General features: G+C 36.0%; 14 protein-coding genes. 2 read left to right on the plus strand and 12 right to left on the minus strand.

The annotated features are described in order from the left end of the window. Positions 1–355 precede the first annotated feature (355 nt). Positions 356–808 carry an REP-associated tyrosine transposase gene (locus QT16_RS03075; RefSeq protein WP_039485543.1) on the plus strand — a complete coding sequence of 151 codons (453 nt, stop codon included), beginning with the start codon at positions 356–358 and terminating at the stop codon, positions 806–808. 230 nt (positions 809–1,038) lie between these two features. Next, complete coding sequence (locus tag QT16_RS03080; RefSeq protein WP_039485546.1) at positions 1,039–2,481, plus strand: capsule assembly Wzi family protein; 1,443 nt, start codon at positions 1,039–1,041, stop codon at positions 2,479–2,481. Between the two features lie 311 nt (positions 2,482–2,792). On the opposite strand, the gene QT16_RS03085 is transcribed toward QT16_RS03080, so the two are convergent. The 12 genes from QT16_RS03085 to QT16_RS03140 form a co-directional block, all read right to left on the minus strand. Beyond that, the gene (locus QT16_RS03085) at positions 2,793–3,959 is read right to left on the minus strand and encodes a nucleotide sugar dehydrogenase (RefSeq protein ID WP_039485550.1); all 1,167 of its coding nucleotides are present in this window, start codon (positions 3,957–3,959) and stop codon (positions 2,793–2,795) included. A gap of 196 nt (positions 3,960–4,155) precedes the next feature. Next, a complete protein-coding gene (galU, locus tag QT16_RS03090) occupies positions 4,156–5,037 on the minus strand; it encodes a UTP--glucose-1-phosphate uridylyltransferase GalU (RefSeq protein WP_039485553.1) in 882 nt (293 codons plus the stop codon). Positions 5,038–5,772: 735 nt separating this feature from the next. After that, positions 5,773–6,729, minus strand: a complete 957-nt coding sequence (locus tag QT16_RS03095; RefSeq protein ID WP_039485555.1) for a hypothetical protein — start codon at positions 6,727–6,729, stop codon at positions 5,773–5,775. A gap of 84 nt (positions 6,730–6,813) precedes the next feature. Continuing rightward, the gene (cysC, locus tag QT16_RS03100) at positions 6,814–7,419 is read right to left on the minus strand and encodes an adenylyl-sulfate kinase (protein WP_039485560.1); all 606 of its coding nucleotides are present in this window, start codon (positions 7,417–7,419) and stop codon (positions 6,814–6,816) included. Positions 7,420–7,511: 92 nt separating this feature from the next. Next, entirely contained in the window at positions 7,512–9,242 is a 1,731-nt protein-coding gene (locus tag QT16_RS03105) for an SLC13 family permease (RefSeq protein ID WP_039486047.1), read from the minus strand. A gap of 75 nt (positions 9,243–9,317) precedes the next feature. Continuing rightward, positions 9,318–10,724 (minus strand): sulfate adenylyltransferase subunit CysN, encoded by a 1,407-nt coding sequence (gene cysN / locus QT16_RS03110; protein ID WP_039485563.1) that lies wholly within the window; start codon positions 10,722–10,724, stop codon positions 9,318–9,320. Positions 10,725–10,828: 104 nt separating this feature from the next. After that, positions 10,829–11,737, minus strand: coding sequence for a sulfate adenylyltransferase subunit CysD (cysD, locus tag QT16_RS03115; protein ID WP_002963147.1), 909 nt, complete (start codon positions 11,735–11,737; stop codon positions 10,829–10,831). A 310-nt stretch (positions 11,738–12,047) separates the two neighbouring features. Beyond that, entirely contained in the window at positions 12,048–12,917 is an 870-nt protein-coding gene (locus tag QT16_RS03120) for a glycosyltransferase family 2 protein (RefSeq protein ID WP_052201194.1), read from the minus strand. 3 nt (positions 12,918–12,920) lie between these two features. Further along, on the minus strand, positions 12,921–13,826 hold the full coding sequence (locus QT16_RS03125) for a glycosyltransferase (RefSeq protein ID WP_039485572.1): 906 nt from the start codon (positions 13,824–13,826) through the stop codon (positions 12,921–12,923). A gap of 128 nt (positions 13,827–13,954) precedes the next feature. Then, complete coding sequence (locus QT16_RS03130) at positions 13,955–15,727, minus strand: glycosyltransferase family 2 protein (protein WP_039485574.1); 1,773 nt, start codon at positions 15,725–15,727, stop codon at positions 13,955–13,957. Further along, a complete protein-coding gene (locus tag QT16_RS03135) occupies positions 15,724–17,088 on the minus strand; it encodes a hypothetical protein (RefSeq protein WP_039485577.1) in 1,365 nt (454 codons plus the stop codon). Before QT16_RS03135 ends, QT16_RS03130 begins: the two co-directional genes overlap by 4 nt. 210 nt (positions 17,089–17,298) lie before the next feature. Further along, positions 17,299–18,474 (minus strand): glycosyltransferase family 2 protein, encoded by a 1,176-nt coding sequence (locus QT16_RS03140; protein ID WP_039485581.1) that lies wholly within the window; start codon positions 18,472–18,474, stop codon positions 17,299–17,301. Between the last annotated feature and the right edge of the window lies 1 nt (position 18,475).

An 18,475-nucleotide genomic window follows, 5' to 3' on the forward strand; every position in this document is an offset into this window, starting at 1 on the left:
CCTGTAGGTGCAAATTTACTTCGCGATCATCTACCTTAACTTTACCAAAGCGAGGTATAAAACCTCACCTACAATATATGCCACCTGTAGGTGCAAATTTACTTCGCGATCATCTACCTTAACTTTACCAAAGCGAGGTATAAAACCTCACCTACAACATCCCCCCTGTAGGTGCGAATTTACTTCGCGCTCATCCAACTTAACTTTACCAAAGCGAGGTGTAAAACCTCACCTACAATATGCACGCCCTGCAGATGCGAATTTACTTCGCGCTCATCTAACCTAACTTTACTTCGCGCTCTCTTAATTTGAAACCTCTGCTACCTTTAATAAAAAGTATTGAAAGACTGTAAAAATGTATCGTTCTGATTTATTGCGAAAAGGCAGAGTATCATTAACAAATCGATTTTACTCAATCACACTAGTGGCACACAAAAGAGAAAACATATTTATTTCTATGGATATTAATCGTTTGATAATCACAGAAATGAAAAAGATAGAAACGCAAGAAGCAGCTAAAACAATAGCATTTGTAATTATGCCAAATCATATACATTGGCTAATTCAATTAGGAACTAAGAAAACGCTGTCTGATGTAATTAAGTTATTTAAAGGCCGTTGCTCTAAAGCAACCCGTGACGACTTAGGTATGTATAAATTATGGCAACGTAACTACTATGATCACATGATTAGAAATGAAAATGATTTACTAAACAATGCTAGATATATTATTGCTAACCCTTTGCGGGCTAAAATCGTAGATAAAATTGCTTTATACCCTTACTGGGATTGTATTTATATAAAATAAAAAGCGAGGTATAAAACCTCACCTACAATATATGCCCCCTGTAGGTGCGAATTCACTTCGCGCTTATGTAATTTAATTTTACCAAAGCCAGATAATAAAACCTCATCTACAACTTATATACATCAATTACTAACTACTAATATATCGCTTTTTTCTTCCTTACTTAGGCGTTTATTGCTAACCTCGCGTTAACGTTTTTACTTAAACAATTTTTTGCTAACGGAATAATTATGCTCAAAAAAATATCACTGTTTATCGGGATGGCAATCAGTGCAAATGCTGTTGCTAAAGGTGGCGTATCACCCTACTTACCTTTAAATCAAGCCCCAGAACTTGAGCACTTAGTACAACAACTTTTAGCTGTAAGTAAAAACACACACATTATGAGTAAACCTTATAAGTCTCACGACATTTATCGAATATTACAAACCATAAGGTATGACTACCCTGAGCTTTACCACACACTTACTTATCAAATTAATCCTTATATACAATCAAGCGCAACCACTCTTGCTAAAGTAACTTTATCAGCAGGCACGAATGAAAAGAACATACCAAATCAACGCGGCCAAACAACAAAAACAAACCTAATAGTTGAAGGTGGTGCTTATTCTAATTTTGGTGATTACTTCGGTATGAGTGCTGTGGGTATAGCCAACGAGGATGAAATATTACTAACGCAAAGTATCATGTATTTAGGCTTCAAATATGCACAACTTGATATCGGTTATAGAGAGCATTGGTATTCACCTTTTAGCAACAGCGCAATGTTACTCAGCACACAAGCCGAAACAACTCCGTCTATATCCATAAGTAATGTAACCCCCATAACTAGCTTTAATATTCGATACGATATGTTTATTACTCAACTCTCTGAGCAAAGAGGTATCTTAAAAAACAAAAGAGTCGAAAACGCAGAAGATCGAGAATATGAACCCGGAAAACCTTACTTATTCGGCCTGCATACTAGCTTGGCAATAACTGACAATCTGACTGTTAGTTTAAGCCGTCTCATGCAGTTCGGTGGGGGTCCAAGAGATGTATCATTAAAAGATTTTGCTGAAGGCTTTTTTAGCCCCGGAAGCAAAGATAATGTTGGCGAAGATGACACAAACGATGTTAACTTTGAATTAGGTGATCAACTAGGTGCTATTGCTTTTGAGTATTCAAACACACTCTATAATACACCTTATGAACTATATGCAGAAATAGCATTAGAAGACACCCTTGGAGGGGATCGCAATAATGCATATAGCTTTGGTTTATTTCTTCCATTTATCAGCGACAAACACAGCTTACGTATCGAACACAGTAACTGGCAAGACCTTTGGTATGCCAATGGTATATATCTAGATGGAAATAGAAATAACGGCAATGTAATTGGCCACTGGGCTGGTGATGAGCATATCTACGACGACTATGTTGCAGCTAAGGCCGTTAGCTTAAATTGGAACTGGCAATTGAATCGAAAAGAGAGTCTACAAACTACATTTAGCAGTTTAAAAAACAAAAGTGATGTTTATACGACCAGCTATGAGTTACAAATAACTTATAATAGAAAGCTTTCTAGAGCAGCTTGGGGAGTTAAAAGCTGGGGTGTAGATTTTTATGGCGGTGAGGATGTATACGGTGACTCATTTGCTAAATTAGGTGTTACGGCCAATTTTAATTAGTAATAGCTGTTTTGTGCTTACATTTAAATTATATCAATTCGCTTAATTAGGTGATCTATTTTGAGGTAATAAAATCGTGTTGGTAACAAGACAAAAATTTCGTTATTTATTTGTTATATATCGGAATTTTTAACACAGTTAGCGTCAGATTTAACCCCTCAAATTTATTAAGTATTATTGTTATTAAGCCAAATAAAATGTATAGCACTTAATGCTATAGACCTTCACACTATATAGATATAAAAAACCCCGTGATTACCACGGGGTTACATACGTATTAAACAATAAGAAGCTAATAGCTTGTTAGTAGTTTAATCACTACCAAATAAATCGCGTGTATAAACTTTGTCTGCAATATCACTGAGTTCTTCAACCATACGGTTAGACACAACAACGTCAGATATTTGCTTAAACTCATTTAAATCTTTAATTACGCGAGAATGGTAAAATTCGCTTTCTTCAAGTACTGGTTCGTAAACTACTACCTCAATACCTTTAGCTTTAATGCGCTTCATAATACCTTGTATAGCAGAAGCTCTGAAGTTATCAGACCCTGTTTTCATTACTAAACGATACACGCCAACCACTTTTGGGCTACGCTTAATTATTGAGTCCGCAATAAAGTCTTTACGTGTCGTATTAGCATCAACAATCGCACCAATAATGTTGTTTGGTACATTTGCATAATTTGCACGTAACTGCTTAGTGTCTTTTGGTAAGCAGTAACCGCCATATCCAAACGATGGATTATTGTAATGATCACCAATACGTGGGTCTAAACTAACACCCTGTATAATTTGCTTAGAGTTTAAGCCATGTGCTTCAGCGTAGCTATCAAGCTCATTAAAGTAAGCTACACGCATTGCTAAATAAGTGTTTGAGAACAACTTAATAGCTTCGGCTTCAGTTGAGTCAGTAAAAAGTACTTCAATATCTTCTTTGATAGCGCCTTGCTTAAGTAAGTTAGCAAATACACTGGCGCGCTCACTTTGCTCACCAACAACAATACGCGATGGGTATAGGTTATCGTGTAGCGCTTTACCTTCACGTAAAAACTCTGGTGAAAATATTAAATTACTAATACCCAACGTCTCTTTAATATTTTGCGTAAAACCAACCGGTATAGTCGACTTAATCACCATAACTGCATTTGGGTTATGCGCTATTGCATCTTTAATTACAGCCTCTACAGAGTTTGTATTAAAGTAGTTATTTTCAACATCGTAATCGGTTGGAGTCGCAATAATTACAAAATCGGCATTTTTGTATGCGGCTACTTTATCAGTTGTGGCTGTAAAATTTAAATCACTGCGCGTTAAAAACTCACTAATTTCAGTATCAACAATAGGCGATTGCTTATTGTTTAAAAGCGCAATTTTGTGGTCGTCTATATCTAATGCAACCACTTCATTGTGCTGCGCTAACAACATAGCATTAGAAAGGCCTACATAGCCTGTACCAACAACGGCTATTTTCATTTTATTCCCTTAAAGTTTATAATTTTAATCATTTGATTTTACCAGATATCTAAAGTAAAACGAATAAACAACTCGTTCAATTAATTTGTTCTCAGCTAAACATTAATAAACATTTATCCTCATCTTAGAAACAACTAAAATGAGGCTATGTACCTACAACTTATAGTTAGTAAGTAATTTACTAAACGTATCAATTTTAGCTTTTCACTTGGCTTAAAAACTCATTGAAGTCTGTACCTAACTTGTCATCACGCATTGCATATTCAACAATAGCTTTAAGATAGCCAAGCTTATCGCCACAATCATGCGAACGCCCACTCATATGAAATGCTTCTACAGTTTCTTTCATCATTAACGCATCAATCGAATCAGTTAGCTGGATTTCACCGCCAGCTCCAACTGGTGTTTTAGCTAGTAAAGGCCATATATTTTTACTTAAAACATAACGCCCTACAACAGCGAGGTTGGAAGGTGCGGCATCTTCATCCGGCTTTTCAACCATCGTCTTAATTGCAGCACTGTGTCCTGGAGTAAGCTCAACACCTCCAATATCAGCGATACCATATTTACTAACATCCTCACGGGCAACTGGCTCAAGCATAATTTGGCTAGCGCGAGTCTCATCAAAACGCTTAATCATCGCAGCTAGGTTTTCAGTCTTTTGATCCGCGGTATAAGCGTCTAAAATAACGTCAGGGAGCAATACTATAAAGTCATTATTACCAACGATAGGCTTAGCGCACAAAATTGCATGCCCTAACCCTTTCGCTTCACCTTGACGTACACTCATAACCGTTACATCAGATGGACAGATTGAACGCACTTCATCAAGTAATGCGCGCTTTACACGCTTTTCAAGCGTTGCTTCAAGTTCATAGCTTGTATCAAAGTGGTTTTCGATAGCATTTTTAGAGCTATGTGTAACCAATACAATATCTTTTATACCCGCAGAAACACATTCATTGACGATATATTGAATCAATGGCTTATCTACAATTGGAAGCATTTCCTTAGGAATTGCTTTGGTCATAGGTAACATACGTGTACCAAGGCCGGCAACCGGTATAACAGCTTTCATGGGTAGTCCTTTATTATATTTAGTATTTTAACTTAGCAATTTGAACTTATATCTAAACTGAATCACAATAGTAGTTGAGTAATAAAAGTGAATATAAAGAAAACGCGTATTTTGCTTTTTAATTACTTAAAAAGTAGATATTGAACATCAAAAATTTATGTTTATACCCTTTAAGATAATTTTCATCACGAACTGGGTGCACCGAGGATACGGAAACGCTTCACGCTACACCGAGGAGTAATGAGCTCTTCTCTTTCACTTCTCTGTATTCTCTGTGGTGATAACAATCTCTTAATCACTTTATGAGCATTTAGCCCAAAACAATTTTACCACCGAGAGCACAGAGGCGCCTCGCGCTACACAGAGAAGTTATTAGATCTTCTCCTTCACTTCTCAGTGGTAATAATAATGCCTTAATTACTTTATGAGCATTTAGCCCAAAACAATTTTACCACCGAGAACACCGAGGCGCTGCGCGCTACACTGAGAAGTTATTAGATCTTCTCCTTCATTTCTCGGTGGTGATAATAATGTCTTAATTACTTTATGAGCGAGGTATAAAACCTCACCTACATAACAATTTTACCACCGAGGGCACAGAGACGCTGCACGCTGCACTGAGAAGTTATTAGATCTTCTCCTTCACTTCTCTGTCCCCTCCATGTTGATAACTATTACTTATTCACTTTGTGAGTATTCACTTAATAAATAAGATTTAGAACTCATCTAAATACATTACTTATAGTAACCTATTAATTCAGTTATAAAATTTGAAAGTTGCGACTCAGGCAGCTCATTAATTCCAGCAGCTGCCGCACGCCCACCACCTGTTGCAAACTTACTACATATATCAACAGCCCCCTGCTTATTACTAAGCGGAGCGCGAACGCTAACAGTGTAACTTCCTTTATTATTACTTGTAACAACACCATGCGCTTTCGTTGGAGCTTGGTTAGCTAAATCATTACCTAATACCCCACTAACACGACGCGCCCAAGGCTCATCATCTAATAAAATAACTTTGGCAGTATCACAATCATGCAGAACTTTGGCCCCTGCAGCTTTTTTCATATCAGCTTTATAAGCACGCTCTAAAGTATAGTAAGCTGAGCTTTCATCGTTTATGGCATCAAGCGGCGATTTATATTGCAAAAGTTGCTCGTAAAGATCTTCTGGAGGAAAATGTAAATCAGCAACTTCACTCCCATAACCATTATAATTAATATACGTACCAAATGCTTTTAGCTGCGATTTTTGTAATTCAGTCAGTTTTAACTTATCAGCTTCTGCATCAGCCTTTGCAAATAAATTATCACCATATGCAGCAGTAATTGCCCACAGGTGAAATTGCTTATCAAGTAAATCACTCACAATTAAACTGGTGCACATATTTGCATCCAGATCTATATGAGGAAATAAATTTGCGTGATTAGGAATGTCACCTGCTTTGTGATGGTCAACATACATAACTTTTGCGCCAGCCGTTAATGCATCATGAAGAGCTGACATATTTTTTTCCATTGAAATATCAAGCACACGAATGCAGTCGCCTGATTGTGGTGTTACTTTTTTTAGTAACTGAATATCACGCTTAACCCCAGTTACTTTAACTGTCTCTGTAGGGTTAGCAAGTTGTAACTGAAGCAATGCGATAATACCATCAGCATCACCATTAAAAACATCATATTTCATAGTAGTCTCAAAGTCAGAAATCAAAGTACTTTGCTTAACTAAGCAGTTAATCTTTAAATTATTCTGGTATCAAAATCTGAATACCTATAATTTTATAACTTCTTTTTCCTTTAAATACTGAATAATTTGCTCAACACTTTGTTCAATACTTTGCTGTGCTGTTTTAACATGTATCTCTGGTGATATTGGTACATCAAAAGCAGAGCTAATCCCAGTAAAGTTAGGTATTTCACCAGCTCTCGCTTTTTTATACAAACCTTTAGGATCGCGGCTTTCACATACTTCTATTGGGGTATCAATAAACACCTCAATAAACTCACCTTTAGCCATAATACTGCGAGCCTGGGCACGATCTGTAGCAAATGGAGAAATAAATGCAGTCGATACTATTAATCCTGCATCCACAAATAACTTAGCAACTTCGCTAATACGACGAATGTTTTCAATACGGTCTTCATCGCTAAATGTAAGCCCTTTATTTAGGCCCATACGAACATTGTCACCATCTAACAAATAAGTATGACAACCTAATTCAAATAATTTTGATTCTACCGCATTAGCAATAGTAGACTTACCTGAGCCACTTAATCCCGTATACCAAAGCAAAACAGGCTTATGTCCTTTGTGAACTTGCTTTTTTTCTCGTGACACCGTTTGTGTGTGCCATACTATATTTTCATCCTGGCTCATTAATATACCTTACTCTAATTCTTATACAGTGCGAGATAACCCCACACTGGCGTAATATAATTTTAAATGCGACACTAAAGTGCATTAAATACTTACTTAAACGGAAAAAATACCGGAATACAAACTAAAACTACCACAGCATAAACAACACTGACAGGTAAGCCCATTTTAACAAAGTCATTTAACCTATAATTACCAGCGTTAAAAACCATTAAATTAGTTTGATAGCCATAAGGGCTTATAAAACTTCCACTTGCAGCAAAAGCAACTGTCATAACAAATGGCAATACATCTACTCCAAACCCCAGAGCAATGGTATAACCTATAGGAAACATTAACGCAGCTGCCGCGTTATTAGTCACAAACTCAGTCATTAACCAAGTTGCTATATAAACAAAGATTAACGCTACATATACATAGCTCGGATCGTTATACTGTCCAATAAAATCGCCTAATGTACCTACTACACCAGAATTAACTAATGCATTTGAAAGCAAAATTGCCGATGAGACAACCAGCCAAATATCAACCGGAAAGCGCCTAACCAGCTCATTCGTAGTTAAACTATGAGTGAATAATAGCCCTCCGAGCAATAATACCAAACCTTCTAATAAATCAAGAATACCAAAAGCGGCCAGCACAATGATTGAAATAAACCCACCAATAGATAGCCAAGCACGCCACCCATTTATTCTTGATTCAGGCTCAACGCCAGAAAGCACTAAAAAGTTTTTATTAATATTAGTTCTTGTTTTGTAATCTTTACCTACCGCTAGGACTAAAAAGTCACCAGAACGGATTACAACGTCTCCTAGCTTACCAGAGACTTGCTCACCATCGCGTCTAATTGCAACTACAGCGGCATCAAATAAAGCCCTAAACCCTGTTGTTTTTAAGGTCTTACCAACAATAATACTTTCCTGCCTAACCACTACTTCAGTTAAATTACTATTTAACGTACCGTTTTTTTCAGCAAAAATTTCCAAGCCTGTAAATTGCCCTAATTGAAGTAACTTAGTAATCTCTCCACAAAATATAAGCCTATCAGAGCAGTGTATAACCTCCGAAGGGGAGACAGGGCTAATTAAATGCCCCTCTCTCACTATTTCCACCAGAAACAATGACTCTAAATGCCTCAAGCCATTAGCTTCAACGGAACGCCCTATAAGCTCAGAGTTTTTAGTGACCTTAGCGTCAATAAAATAGCCTTCGGATGTCGCTTTTTTTTGCTCAATACTCGGTAACATATTCGTGCAAAAATACATAACAACACCACAACTAACGACCAAAATAGCCCCTATCGCTGTGAACGAAAAAAACGACAGTGAACGCCCAGAGGCCTCAATATACATTGAGTTAACAATCAAATTAGTTGAAGTTCCTATTAGCGTTAAAGTACCACCTAAAATAGAAGCGTAGGAAAGAGGTAACAGTAGTTTACTCGAAAAGTGGTGAGGATTATTGCGTATAGGAGAAAGTAACGTAGCGACAACAGCTGTATTATTTAAAATAGACGAAAAAAGTGTAGTAACTCCAAATAATCTAAACCAAGTAGAATGGTAGCTACTCACAATTATTTTAGATGCTACAACCCTTAACAAACGTGTTTTTTCAAGTGCTAAAGAACACAATACAAGTAAGATTAAAGTCACTAAACCAGGGTTTGCAATGCTTGTTAAAAATTGTTCTTTAGTGACCAAATCACAAGCTATCAAAGCAACGAGTGTCGCCCCAAAAACAGCGACTGGCCTTCCTTGAATAACAATTAATCCAGTAACCGTAAGTGCAAAAATAATAAGCGTTAGATAAGCATCTAATGGCATAATTATAGTAGCCATCCATAGTTAATAAAACAAAAGTGCGGGCTTAAAGAGCCCGCAATGCTTAGCATGAGTAATCTAACGAATTACTTTTGCATCCCAATGAGGAAAGTGTTTACGAACCAACGCATTAAACTCAACTTCAAAAACAGAATGTTGGCTTTGCGATTTATTCGTTTTAGCATCCAGAGGCTTACGTATCATCCCAGCACCAACAGTTACGTTAGTTAAGCGATCAATAACAATAAACGCACCAGTGTGCTTATTCAGATCATAAGCATCAAATTGTACCGGTGCCGTTAAAGCAAACTGACAATTACCAATCTCATTTAAGTTTAGCTGCGACGCTTCTTTTTGCTCTAGCGTATTCACGTCAACTTTATAGTTAACAGCTTCTACGTGGCCAAAAACAGACTTACTGCCAACTTTTATTTCATATTCACGGTCAACTTGTAATGCTTCTTCAGTCATCCACACCACATCAGCTTCTAAATTAGCAGATGAATGAGGTTTTTGATGAGGGCGCACTAGCATATCGCCACGACTTACATCAATTTCATCTTCAAGCGTTAGCGTAATGGCCATACCAGCAGAAGCTTTTTCAAGATTGCCATCAAAAGTAACTATTGATTTAACTTTACTTTCTTTACCTGAAGGTAATGACGCAACAGTATCCCCCACTCTAATATCGCCAGCAGCTATAGTGCCACTAAAGCCACGAAAATCTAAATTAGGACGGTTAACATATTGTACTTGCAGTCTAAATTCATCATTTTTAGCATGTGTCACTGAAACCGTGTTTAAAAGCTTCATTAGCGTAGAGCCAGGGTACCAAGACATCGCTTCACTTTCATTTACTACGTTATCACCACGCAGTGCCGAAATTGGTACAAAACGTATATCATCAAAAGATAATTTTTCAGCAAACTCTCGGTAATCTTTTTTAATGTTTTGATAAACAGATTGCTCGTAGTCGACTGCATCCATTTTATTAATGGCAATAACTACATTTTTAATTCCTAACAAAGAACAAATATAGCTATGGCGACGTGTTTGAACTTGCACACCATGGCGAGCATCAATCAAAATAATTGCTAAATCACATGTTGAAGCGCCCGTTGCCATATTACGAGTATATTGCTCATGTCCTGGCGTATCGGCAATAATAAATTTACGTTGATCCGTTGCAAAGTATCGATATGCAACATCAATTGTAATACCTTGCTCACGCTCCGACTGAAGACCATCAACTAAAAGCGCTAAGTCAAAATCGTTGTCCGTAGTGTTAAAGCGTTTTGAATCTTTTTCGATAGCCGCCATCTGATCTTCAAAGATCATTTTGCTGTCGTAAAGTAAGCGACCAATTAAAGTTGATTTACCATCATCTACACTACCGCATGTTAAAATACGTAGCATATCTTTGTTTTCGTGAACTTTTAAGTAAGCTTCAATATCGGTTGCAAGTAAGTTTGTATCTTGTGACATAATTTTCTCTGAAATTTGGTTCGTAATAGGTTAATAACAAGCAGTTATCTATACTTTATTTATAACTTAGTGATAACTTGTCTCTTAAAATCTCTAACGTATGGTTAGAAATAACCTTCCATTTTTTTCTTTTCCATAGAACCAGCTGAATCGTTATCGATTACTCTGCCTTGGCGCTCTGAAGTAGTACAAAGCAGCATTTCTTGGATAATTTCAGGTAATGTTTGAGCCACAGACTCAACAGCTCCCGTTAATGGATAACAACCTAACGTTCTAAAACGAACCATTTTTTGCTGAACTTCTTCGCCTTTTTCAAGCTCCATTCGTTCATCATCAACCATAATTAATGTGCCATCACGCTCAACTACTGGACGCTCTTGTGCAAAATACAATGACGGAATTTCAATACCTTCAAGGTAAATGTATTGCCAAATATCTAACTCAGTCCAGTTACTAAGTGGAAATACGCGAATGCTTTCACCTTTATCTACTTTGCTGTTATAGACATTCCAAAGTTCTGGACGTTGATTTTTAGGATCCCAACGATGATTCTTATCACGGAATGAATAAACACGCTCTTTAGCGCGAGATTTTTCTTCATCGCGACGAGCACCACCGAATGCAGCATCAAAACCGTTCATATCAAGTGCTTGCTTTAAACCTTGAGTTTTCATAATGTCAGTGTGTTTAGCACTTCCATGAACAAATGGGCTAATCCCCATCTCTAAACCTTCAGGGTTTTTATGAACAATTAAATCGAAACCATGCTTTTCAGCCATCTGGTCTCTAAACTGAATCATTTCTTTAAATTTCCAGTTTGTATCTACATGCATTAACGGAAAAGGGATTTTACCAGGATAAAAAGCTTTACGGGCTAGGTGTAATAGCACCGAAGAATCTTTACCTACAGAGTAAAGCATTACCGGGTTATCGAATTCTGCGGCAACTTCACGCATTATATGTATTGACTCTGCTTCGAGCGCTTTAAGGTGGGTTAACTTTTCTTCATTCATAACGTTTATTCATATCCTAAATTATCAAAATCCATTCAAGCCGATTATGTCATTACTTGATTCGGCTAAATTAAAACTATTATGTAGCCCTATTCTAAATTTAATTAACGCCATGTGCAATGTGGGTATATACGTATAACATTATATTATCGATAACGTGCTTTTCCTCCTTTTAAAGAAAAGAAGAACTACTCTTACACCCTAGCTTCACTACAATAACATCTCACTTAAATTTTTTGTCAGTGTATGGCGTAATTAAAAGAGAAACTGTAACTTGATTGTATTAAATTGCCAAAAAACTACTAAAGCACTACTTCCAATGCTTGTCATAAGGCCCCTTTCTCCCTATCAATCCATCGTAAATACCTTTTAGCATAAACCCAAAACGTTTACGCCTATTCTTTTGCATAACAGAATTTAAAAAAAAGCGTATCGGCATAAAAAACAAACACCTTACTTTCCAATAATTAGGGACGTACGCTCTGCGGCTCAGCAATAGAATATTTCTAAACTGATAATACAACCTAATTGGGGCACCGACTTTATAAGTTATCCCCACAAATTTACTACGGGAGTCGCCTAAACGATGAATCATTTCAATATTTTTAGCCTTAGCGATATCAAAACCCATACTACGGGCTCGCCAACACCACTCATGATCAACGCCATCAATAAATAAGGACTCGTCTTTTAAACCGATTTCATCAAGAGCACTTAAATCTATCATCATCCCGGATGCAATAATTTGAGTAACTCCTACCAGTTCATCATATTCAAAAACTTCTTTTTGAACTTTAGGGTTTACTTTTTTGTCCGAAAAACTACAACGAATCCTAGGCCCAATAGCAACTACATTTTGCTTCATTTTATTAGATGCTTTAAGTAAGCTACTTAGGTTAAACACCATATCGCTGGGTATTAGGCTGTCTTGATCAAGTAAAATCGCATACTCACAACCCGCTTCTAATAAATAGATTAAACCTGCGTTATGAGCTGAAGCAATGCCTGAATTAGAAGAGAGATGTATATAATGGTAGTGAGTAATAATTTTACTAAAATCGTGAGGTGTTGGGCTATTATCAACAATAACCACCTCTTCTGTTTGGCCGTATAAGCGAGTTAACAAACGCTCAACTAAAGGCAAGTCTGGCTTATATACAACTAACACCGCACCAATCATAATTTAGTTATGCTTCTTTAAATTAAGTAAAAAGCGATCAGCTTTATACGCCAGTTTTATTATTTTAGAGGGCATCATGCGCAATGCCAAAACAAATAACGCATAGCAATAATTTTTGACCGACTTTTGTGAAAGTAACTCCATAGCAAGTAACCTTGCTTTAAATTCATTTGCCGACTTACCTCTGCCACGCCTTTTATAAAAACCATTAATGCGTCTAAAATGTAGTAATGGTTCTTTTACATTGGCAAATTTACAGCCATCATTAGCTAAAGCAATCCATAAAAAGTAGTCTTGAGTATTACGCATTGTCGATAAGTAGCGGTGTCCACGTTCAAATACACTATATCTAATAGCGACAGTAGGATGATTTATAGGACAGCGACGTGAAAAAGCCAGTAACAACTTAGAGTGGCTCAATGGAAGCCTTCGAATACCCGCTTTGTTACCTTGTTCGTCCACTTCCCACAACGCAGACCCTAGTACATCAACATCGCGATGTTTTTCTAACAAGTTAATTTGCTTTTCAAAGCGATGTAAAACGCATATGTCATCTGCATCCATTCTAAAAAAATATTTGGGTTTTAAAGGTAAAGTAAAATCAATTATATGATTCATACATGTACTCAAACCTTGGTTTTTTATTCCATGTACTAGAGCTAAGTTCGCATGTGTTTTTTCAGCGTGTTTTAGATAAATTGAAATATCATCCGACACTTTACCATCAATCACGATCATAAAAAGATCGGGTGGAATTGTTTGATTTAATACACTTTCAACAGCTTGTTTAACCCACTCTAAGCGATCATTTATATAAACAGACATACCACAAACCACACTCACATCGCTTGCAATTGGGTTAGTCGAATGTAATATAAACTGGCTATTGGTTGTCAAAATAGGAACCACACTCTCTCTATAAAAAGATAAAACAACTCAAATAAACAGTCATTTACAAACTAAAAGCAATTCTAGCTTACTTTAATTAAGCACACAAAAACATTACGGATAATAACGCTAGTTTTACTTTTTATTAACTACCTAAAAGGCTTAATCGCAAAGTTTTCACGTTTGCGAGTTAAATTAGGATTATATGCTGGGTCGTTAGCAATAAAATCACACCAGGTAGTTTGCAGATAATTAAGCTCAGCATTAAAACGTCGCACCTTTTCAGGCGTATCTTCGTGTCCGCGCGATACAGACTCATGATGGTATAAAACAGCCTCTGCACAATATAGGTTTCGTCTACCTAATTGCAGCACCTTTAAACAAAAATCAACATCATTAAAAGCTATTGCTAGCTTTTCTTCGTTCAAACCACCCACAGCCCAAAAGTCATCTGTTTTAACAAGCAAGCATGCAGCGGTAACCGCACTGTAATTTTGACTCGCAACCAAGCGGTTCATATAACCATAATGATCGCTTGGGAAATACTTATGTCCATGCCCGGCGCCGCCTCCATAACCCATAATAACACCGGCATGTTGGATACGATTATCTGAATACAACAGCTTTGCGCCAACACAGCCTATATCTTCACGCATAACATGGCTAACCATATTCAATAGCCAGTCAGGTTCGATTACTTCAATATCATTATTAACTAACGCCAACACATCGCCATTTGCTTTTCTAGCTGCAAAGTTATTTATTGCCGAATAGTTAAATTCTGACGGATAATTAAACACCTTTATTTTTGAATGCTTGCTTAACTCATTGAAATATTTAATGCAGTTAGGATCATCTGAAGCATTATCAATAAGCAAAACTTCATAGTTATCATAAGTAGTTTTACTTAAAATAGAGTCAATGCAATTTTTTACTAAATCCAAACCATTACGCGTAGGAATAATAATCGACACTAATGGTTTTTTATCTAAATGCCATCGCAAATAAACACTTGGTAGCCTTGATGGCACAATACTCGCGAATGAGTCATATAAAACGCTTAATTGGCTTTTAGCATCACTAAAATCAGGTAGTGTAGGCTCTCTTGAAAGTAATACCTGAGCTATATGTCCAACCTTTAAACTAGGATTTTTAAGATGACGAGTACATACATATATACTCAGCATAAATTTATTGATAGGAAGCTTTTCAGCATCAAAACCTCTTAGCTGTTTAACCCAAATACCCGAACTAATATAACCGTTAGTCAGCTGTAAATCTGGATTCCAACTAGGTTTAAAATCAGCAAACTCTCTTTTTTTACCCTTGATACTTAATAAATCAGTATCAACATAAGTCAGCTCGGTTGATTGCGACAACTCTGTAGCAAGTACAAACCCTAAATACGGGTGTAATACATCACCAGCATATACAAAAAAGCACGGCTCGTTAATTATTTTACTAGCCCCCCCCTGTTCACTTAACGAACAAACGACATTTAAATTTAATTTGCTATTTAAGTTTAAAAAATCACTAATATCGCTTTTATTATTATTGTGGCAATACACAACGATATTTACAAATGGGGTATGCTGCTCACGTATACTGTTAAAGGTATCAAGTAATTTACTAGGACTGTAATCGGTTACGCAAACTATTAACGAGCAACCACTATTATTTACATTGGAAAAGCAATCAACTTGCTTTGTAAGATAGCTACTATGTTGATGAATATAATCAGCGTAAGAACGCTCCAGCTCATCTAAAGTTTGTAATTGATAGAGCAAACCACTTTTGTGCAAATTGCGACTATAAGCAGCTACTAAGCTCGGGTGTTGCTTTGCTTTATCGATAATACTAAGAGGTAAAATACCGATGAATGCTTTTAACGTTTTTACTAAAGCCTTTCTTAATATTTTCACTTGGGGATCTGCTTTTCTGTATTGGCGCTATCTATCTTGCGCTCGTACAATTTAATTTTTTTGTTAATTAACGGCCCATTAGGCCTTAACTTTTGTGCTCTTTTCATAAACATATAAGCTAACCCAATATCATGATTTTTTTCTGCAACAAAGGCCAGCTCTCTTAATATATCTACATCACTAACATCATCACTTAATCGAAGTGTATTTCTTAGTCTACTAATATCACCTGAATTTGGAAGCATAAAAGGAAGCTCTTCAGCATTCGTAGTTTTACCTAGTAAGCGCTTTATAAAATTTATCACTTGTGTTTTATACATATATTTATCCGAAATATCAGACAGCTTATATTTTTTAATAAAAGCCTGCCCATATGTGCCAGTGTAACAAGAACGATAACTAGAAAGGTAAAGTGCATTACAAATAGATTTATAAACCTCTGGTGCTTTGTGATCTATATAGTTCGCCACCCGATTAAAATCTTTTTCGCTTAACTTTTGATTTTTGTATAATTTTTGCTTCGCATTATGGACATCATCTAATAAGCCTTCAAACCCAAAGATACAGTGCTTACTTTGCAGCTTATTTAAAAAACACACAGCTTGCTCTTTATATAGCTCATATGTTTTTGGCTCAATAAGAGAAAAAGGCCCTAAATCACTTTTAAAGTTTTGTAAAATTTTATCAGCTTTTAATGCTAAGCTATGAGAGCAAAACTGGTTTATCCATCGCTTAAACTCTAAAGCTTCAAAGCTATAAGAAGGATTAATACTTTTACTCGTTATCAGTGGTGGAGTAACATTTAAAATACTATAAAAATCATCAATAATACTCCCTCCTACAAATGCACTTTTGCTATATGCACGTAAAATAAAATGGCTAGCGCCAATTTCATCTAAAATAGCCTCAAGTTTAGTTAAATAAAACTTAGGCAACTTGGGGAGGTTTTTAATAGGGTCGACTTTATGATGCCTTTTTACCGACTGGTTATATAAAGATTCAAAACTATCTAGTGGGTTACGAATATAAGCTATAAATATCGCATTAGGGAACGCACAACTAACCTCTTTCATATTTTCAAAGAAAAACTCTGAACTTAAAAGTAAGGTATGCATGCTCAGCTTTTCACAAAGGTTGATTAGCTTATCAACCTTACCTTTATTAATAGAGCGGCCTAAACTAGCTGTAACGTCATATATACTATTTAAATTACCTGAACTGATCCCATTTACATCAGTAGTATGCTTTGGATAATAAATCCCATTTTCAGCTAAGCGTTGCCTATCATGCTGTAAACAATACTGTATTGCAGAGGTCCCTGTTTTAGGAGGACCTATATGTATAACTACCTTAACTGACATTAATAAACCTTAAACATAAATTAAAAGCTAAATAGGTTAGCTCTTAACTCTTTTTTATCTTTGCTAATTAAATTCGAGATAATTTTTTCTTCTCTACCAACAATATAACTTTATAAGCACTGCATAATTGGTTTTTTAATGACTCAACAACATGATGAACACTATTAATACGCTCCCCATAAGAGGTTAACGATATAATTACCTGATTCATCAGTCTGTATTTCTACTAATTTCTTTTTTATATTGTGCGATTTTTTTAATAATAAACGGACCATTCGGTCTCAACTCGCTTGCAACTTCCATCATTTTTAGAGATTTATATAAATCTCTTTTCTCTAATATTACAGCCGCATTCCTTAGATTGTCAGTGACATCACCTGACAAATGCTTACATACCTCCTGTAGATAAGTCGCAAAAGAGAAGTTTACTTCTGAAAGATTAATATTCCTCAGCACCTTTCTGATAACCTTGAATTCACTCAGAGAAGAAGACTCTATTAGACTTAATACATCATTAAATCTTTTTTCAATAAAAAGATGGGCCTTTATAAAATAACTGTTGGTAGTATATATCTTTAGAAAGCTTTCTTTTTGAAGGTTATATTCCTTAATTTTATCTATTGGTAACTGAATTGTCTTAAATTCATATTCTAAAAAACAAAATCCATTGCGATTATCTTTGAAAACGCCTCCACCTCGAGGCCTACCTCTCCCTAAAAGAGAAACGTACTCAAGGCTACTTCGATACATTCGGTGTATAATAAGATAAGGCTTAATTTCTCCTACTTTTGATAACTGCTGGTTTCCATCAGAAAATATAGGCTTAGTACCATCAGCAAGAACGTTAATAGCACCTTCAACCTCAATATTATGAATATCTAATTTCTCAGAATTTAAATTTAAGCTCATCAATGTTTTCACTAATCTATGATGCTCACCAGAAATTTTTGATTCTAAAGCAGGCGAGAACTTGTTATCTTCAAATTTATTAAGCCATTCAAATGAAATCACATCCGCCATAAGTAAGTTTAGACAATCTTTGATAGTAGTACTCATATCAAGAGGGGTCCAAAACTCATCAATATCTAAGAACATGATATGACTAAAGCCTTGTTCTTTTGCTTTAGTAAATGCACCACTATAAACATTTTGCTGAGGAGTTTTTAGCCCGCTTAAAAAGTAGCTATCACCATCAATAAAACTTACTGACTCTAAAGGTGCGAGATACTGGCTTAATTCATGAGTATTATCTGTTGTATTATTTACGTAAATATCGATTGCATCAAAACCAAAATATAGATGATGAAATATCCATTCAGGCAAGTAGGCGGCTTCATCTTTAGCTATAGCTACTAATTTTATTTTTAGTTCAAGCTGGGATTCCATA

Origin of the sequence: Pseudoalteromonas distincta, from assembly GCF_000814675.1 — a bacterium.
GTDB lineage: Bacteria > Pseudomonadota > Gammaproteobacteria > Enterobacterales > Alteromonadaceae > Pseudoalteromonas > Pseudoalteromonas distincta.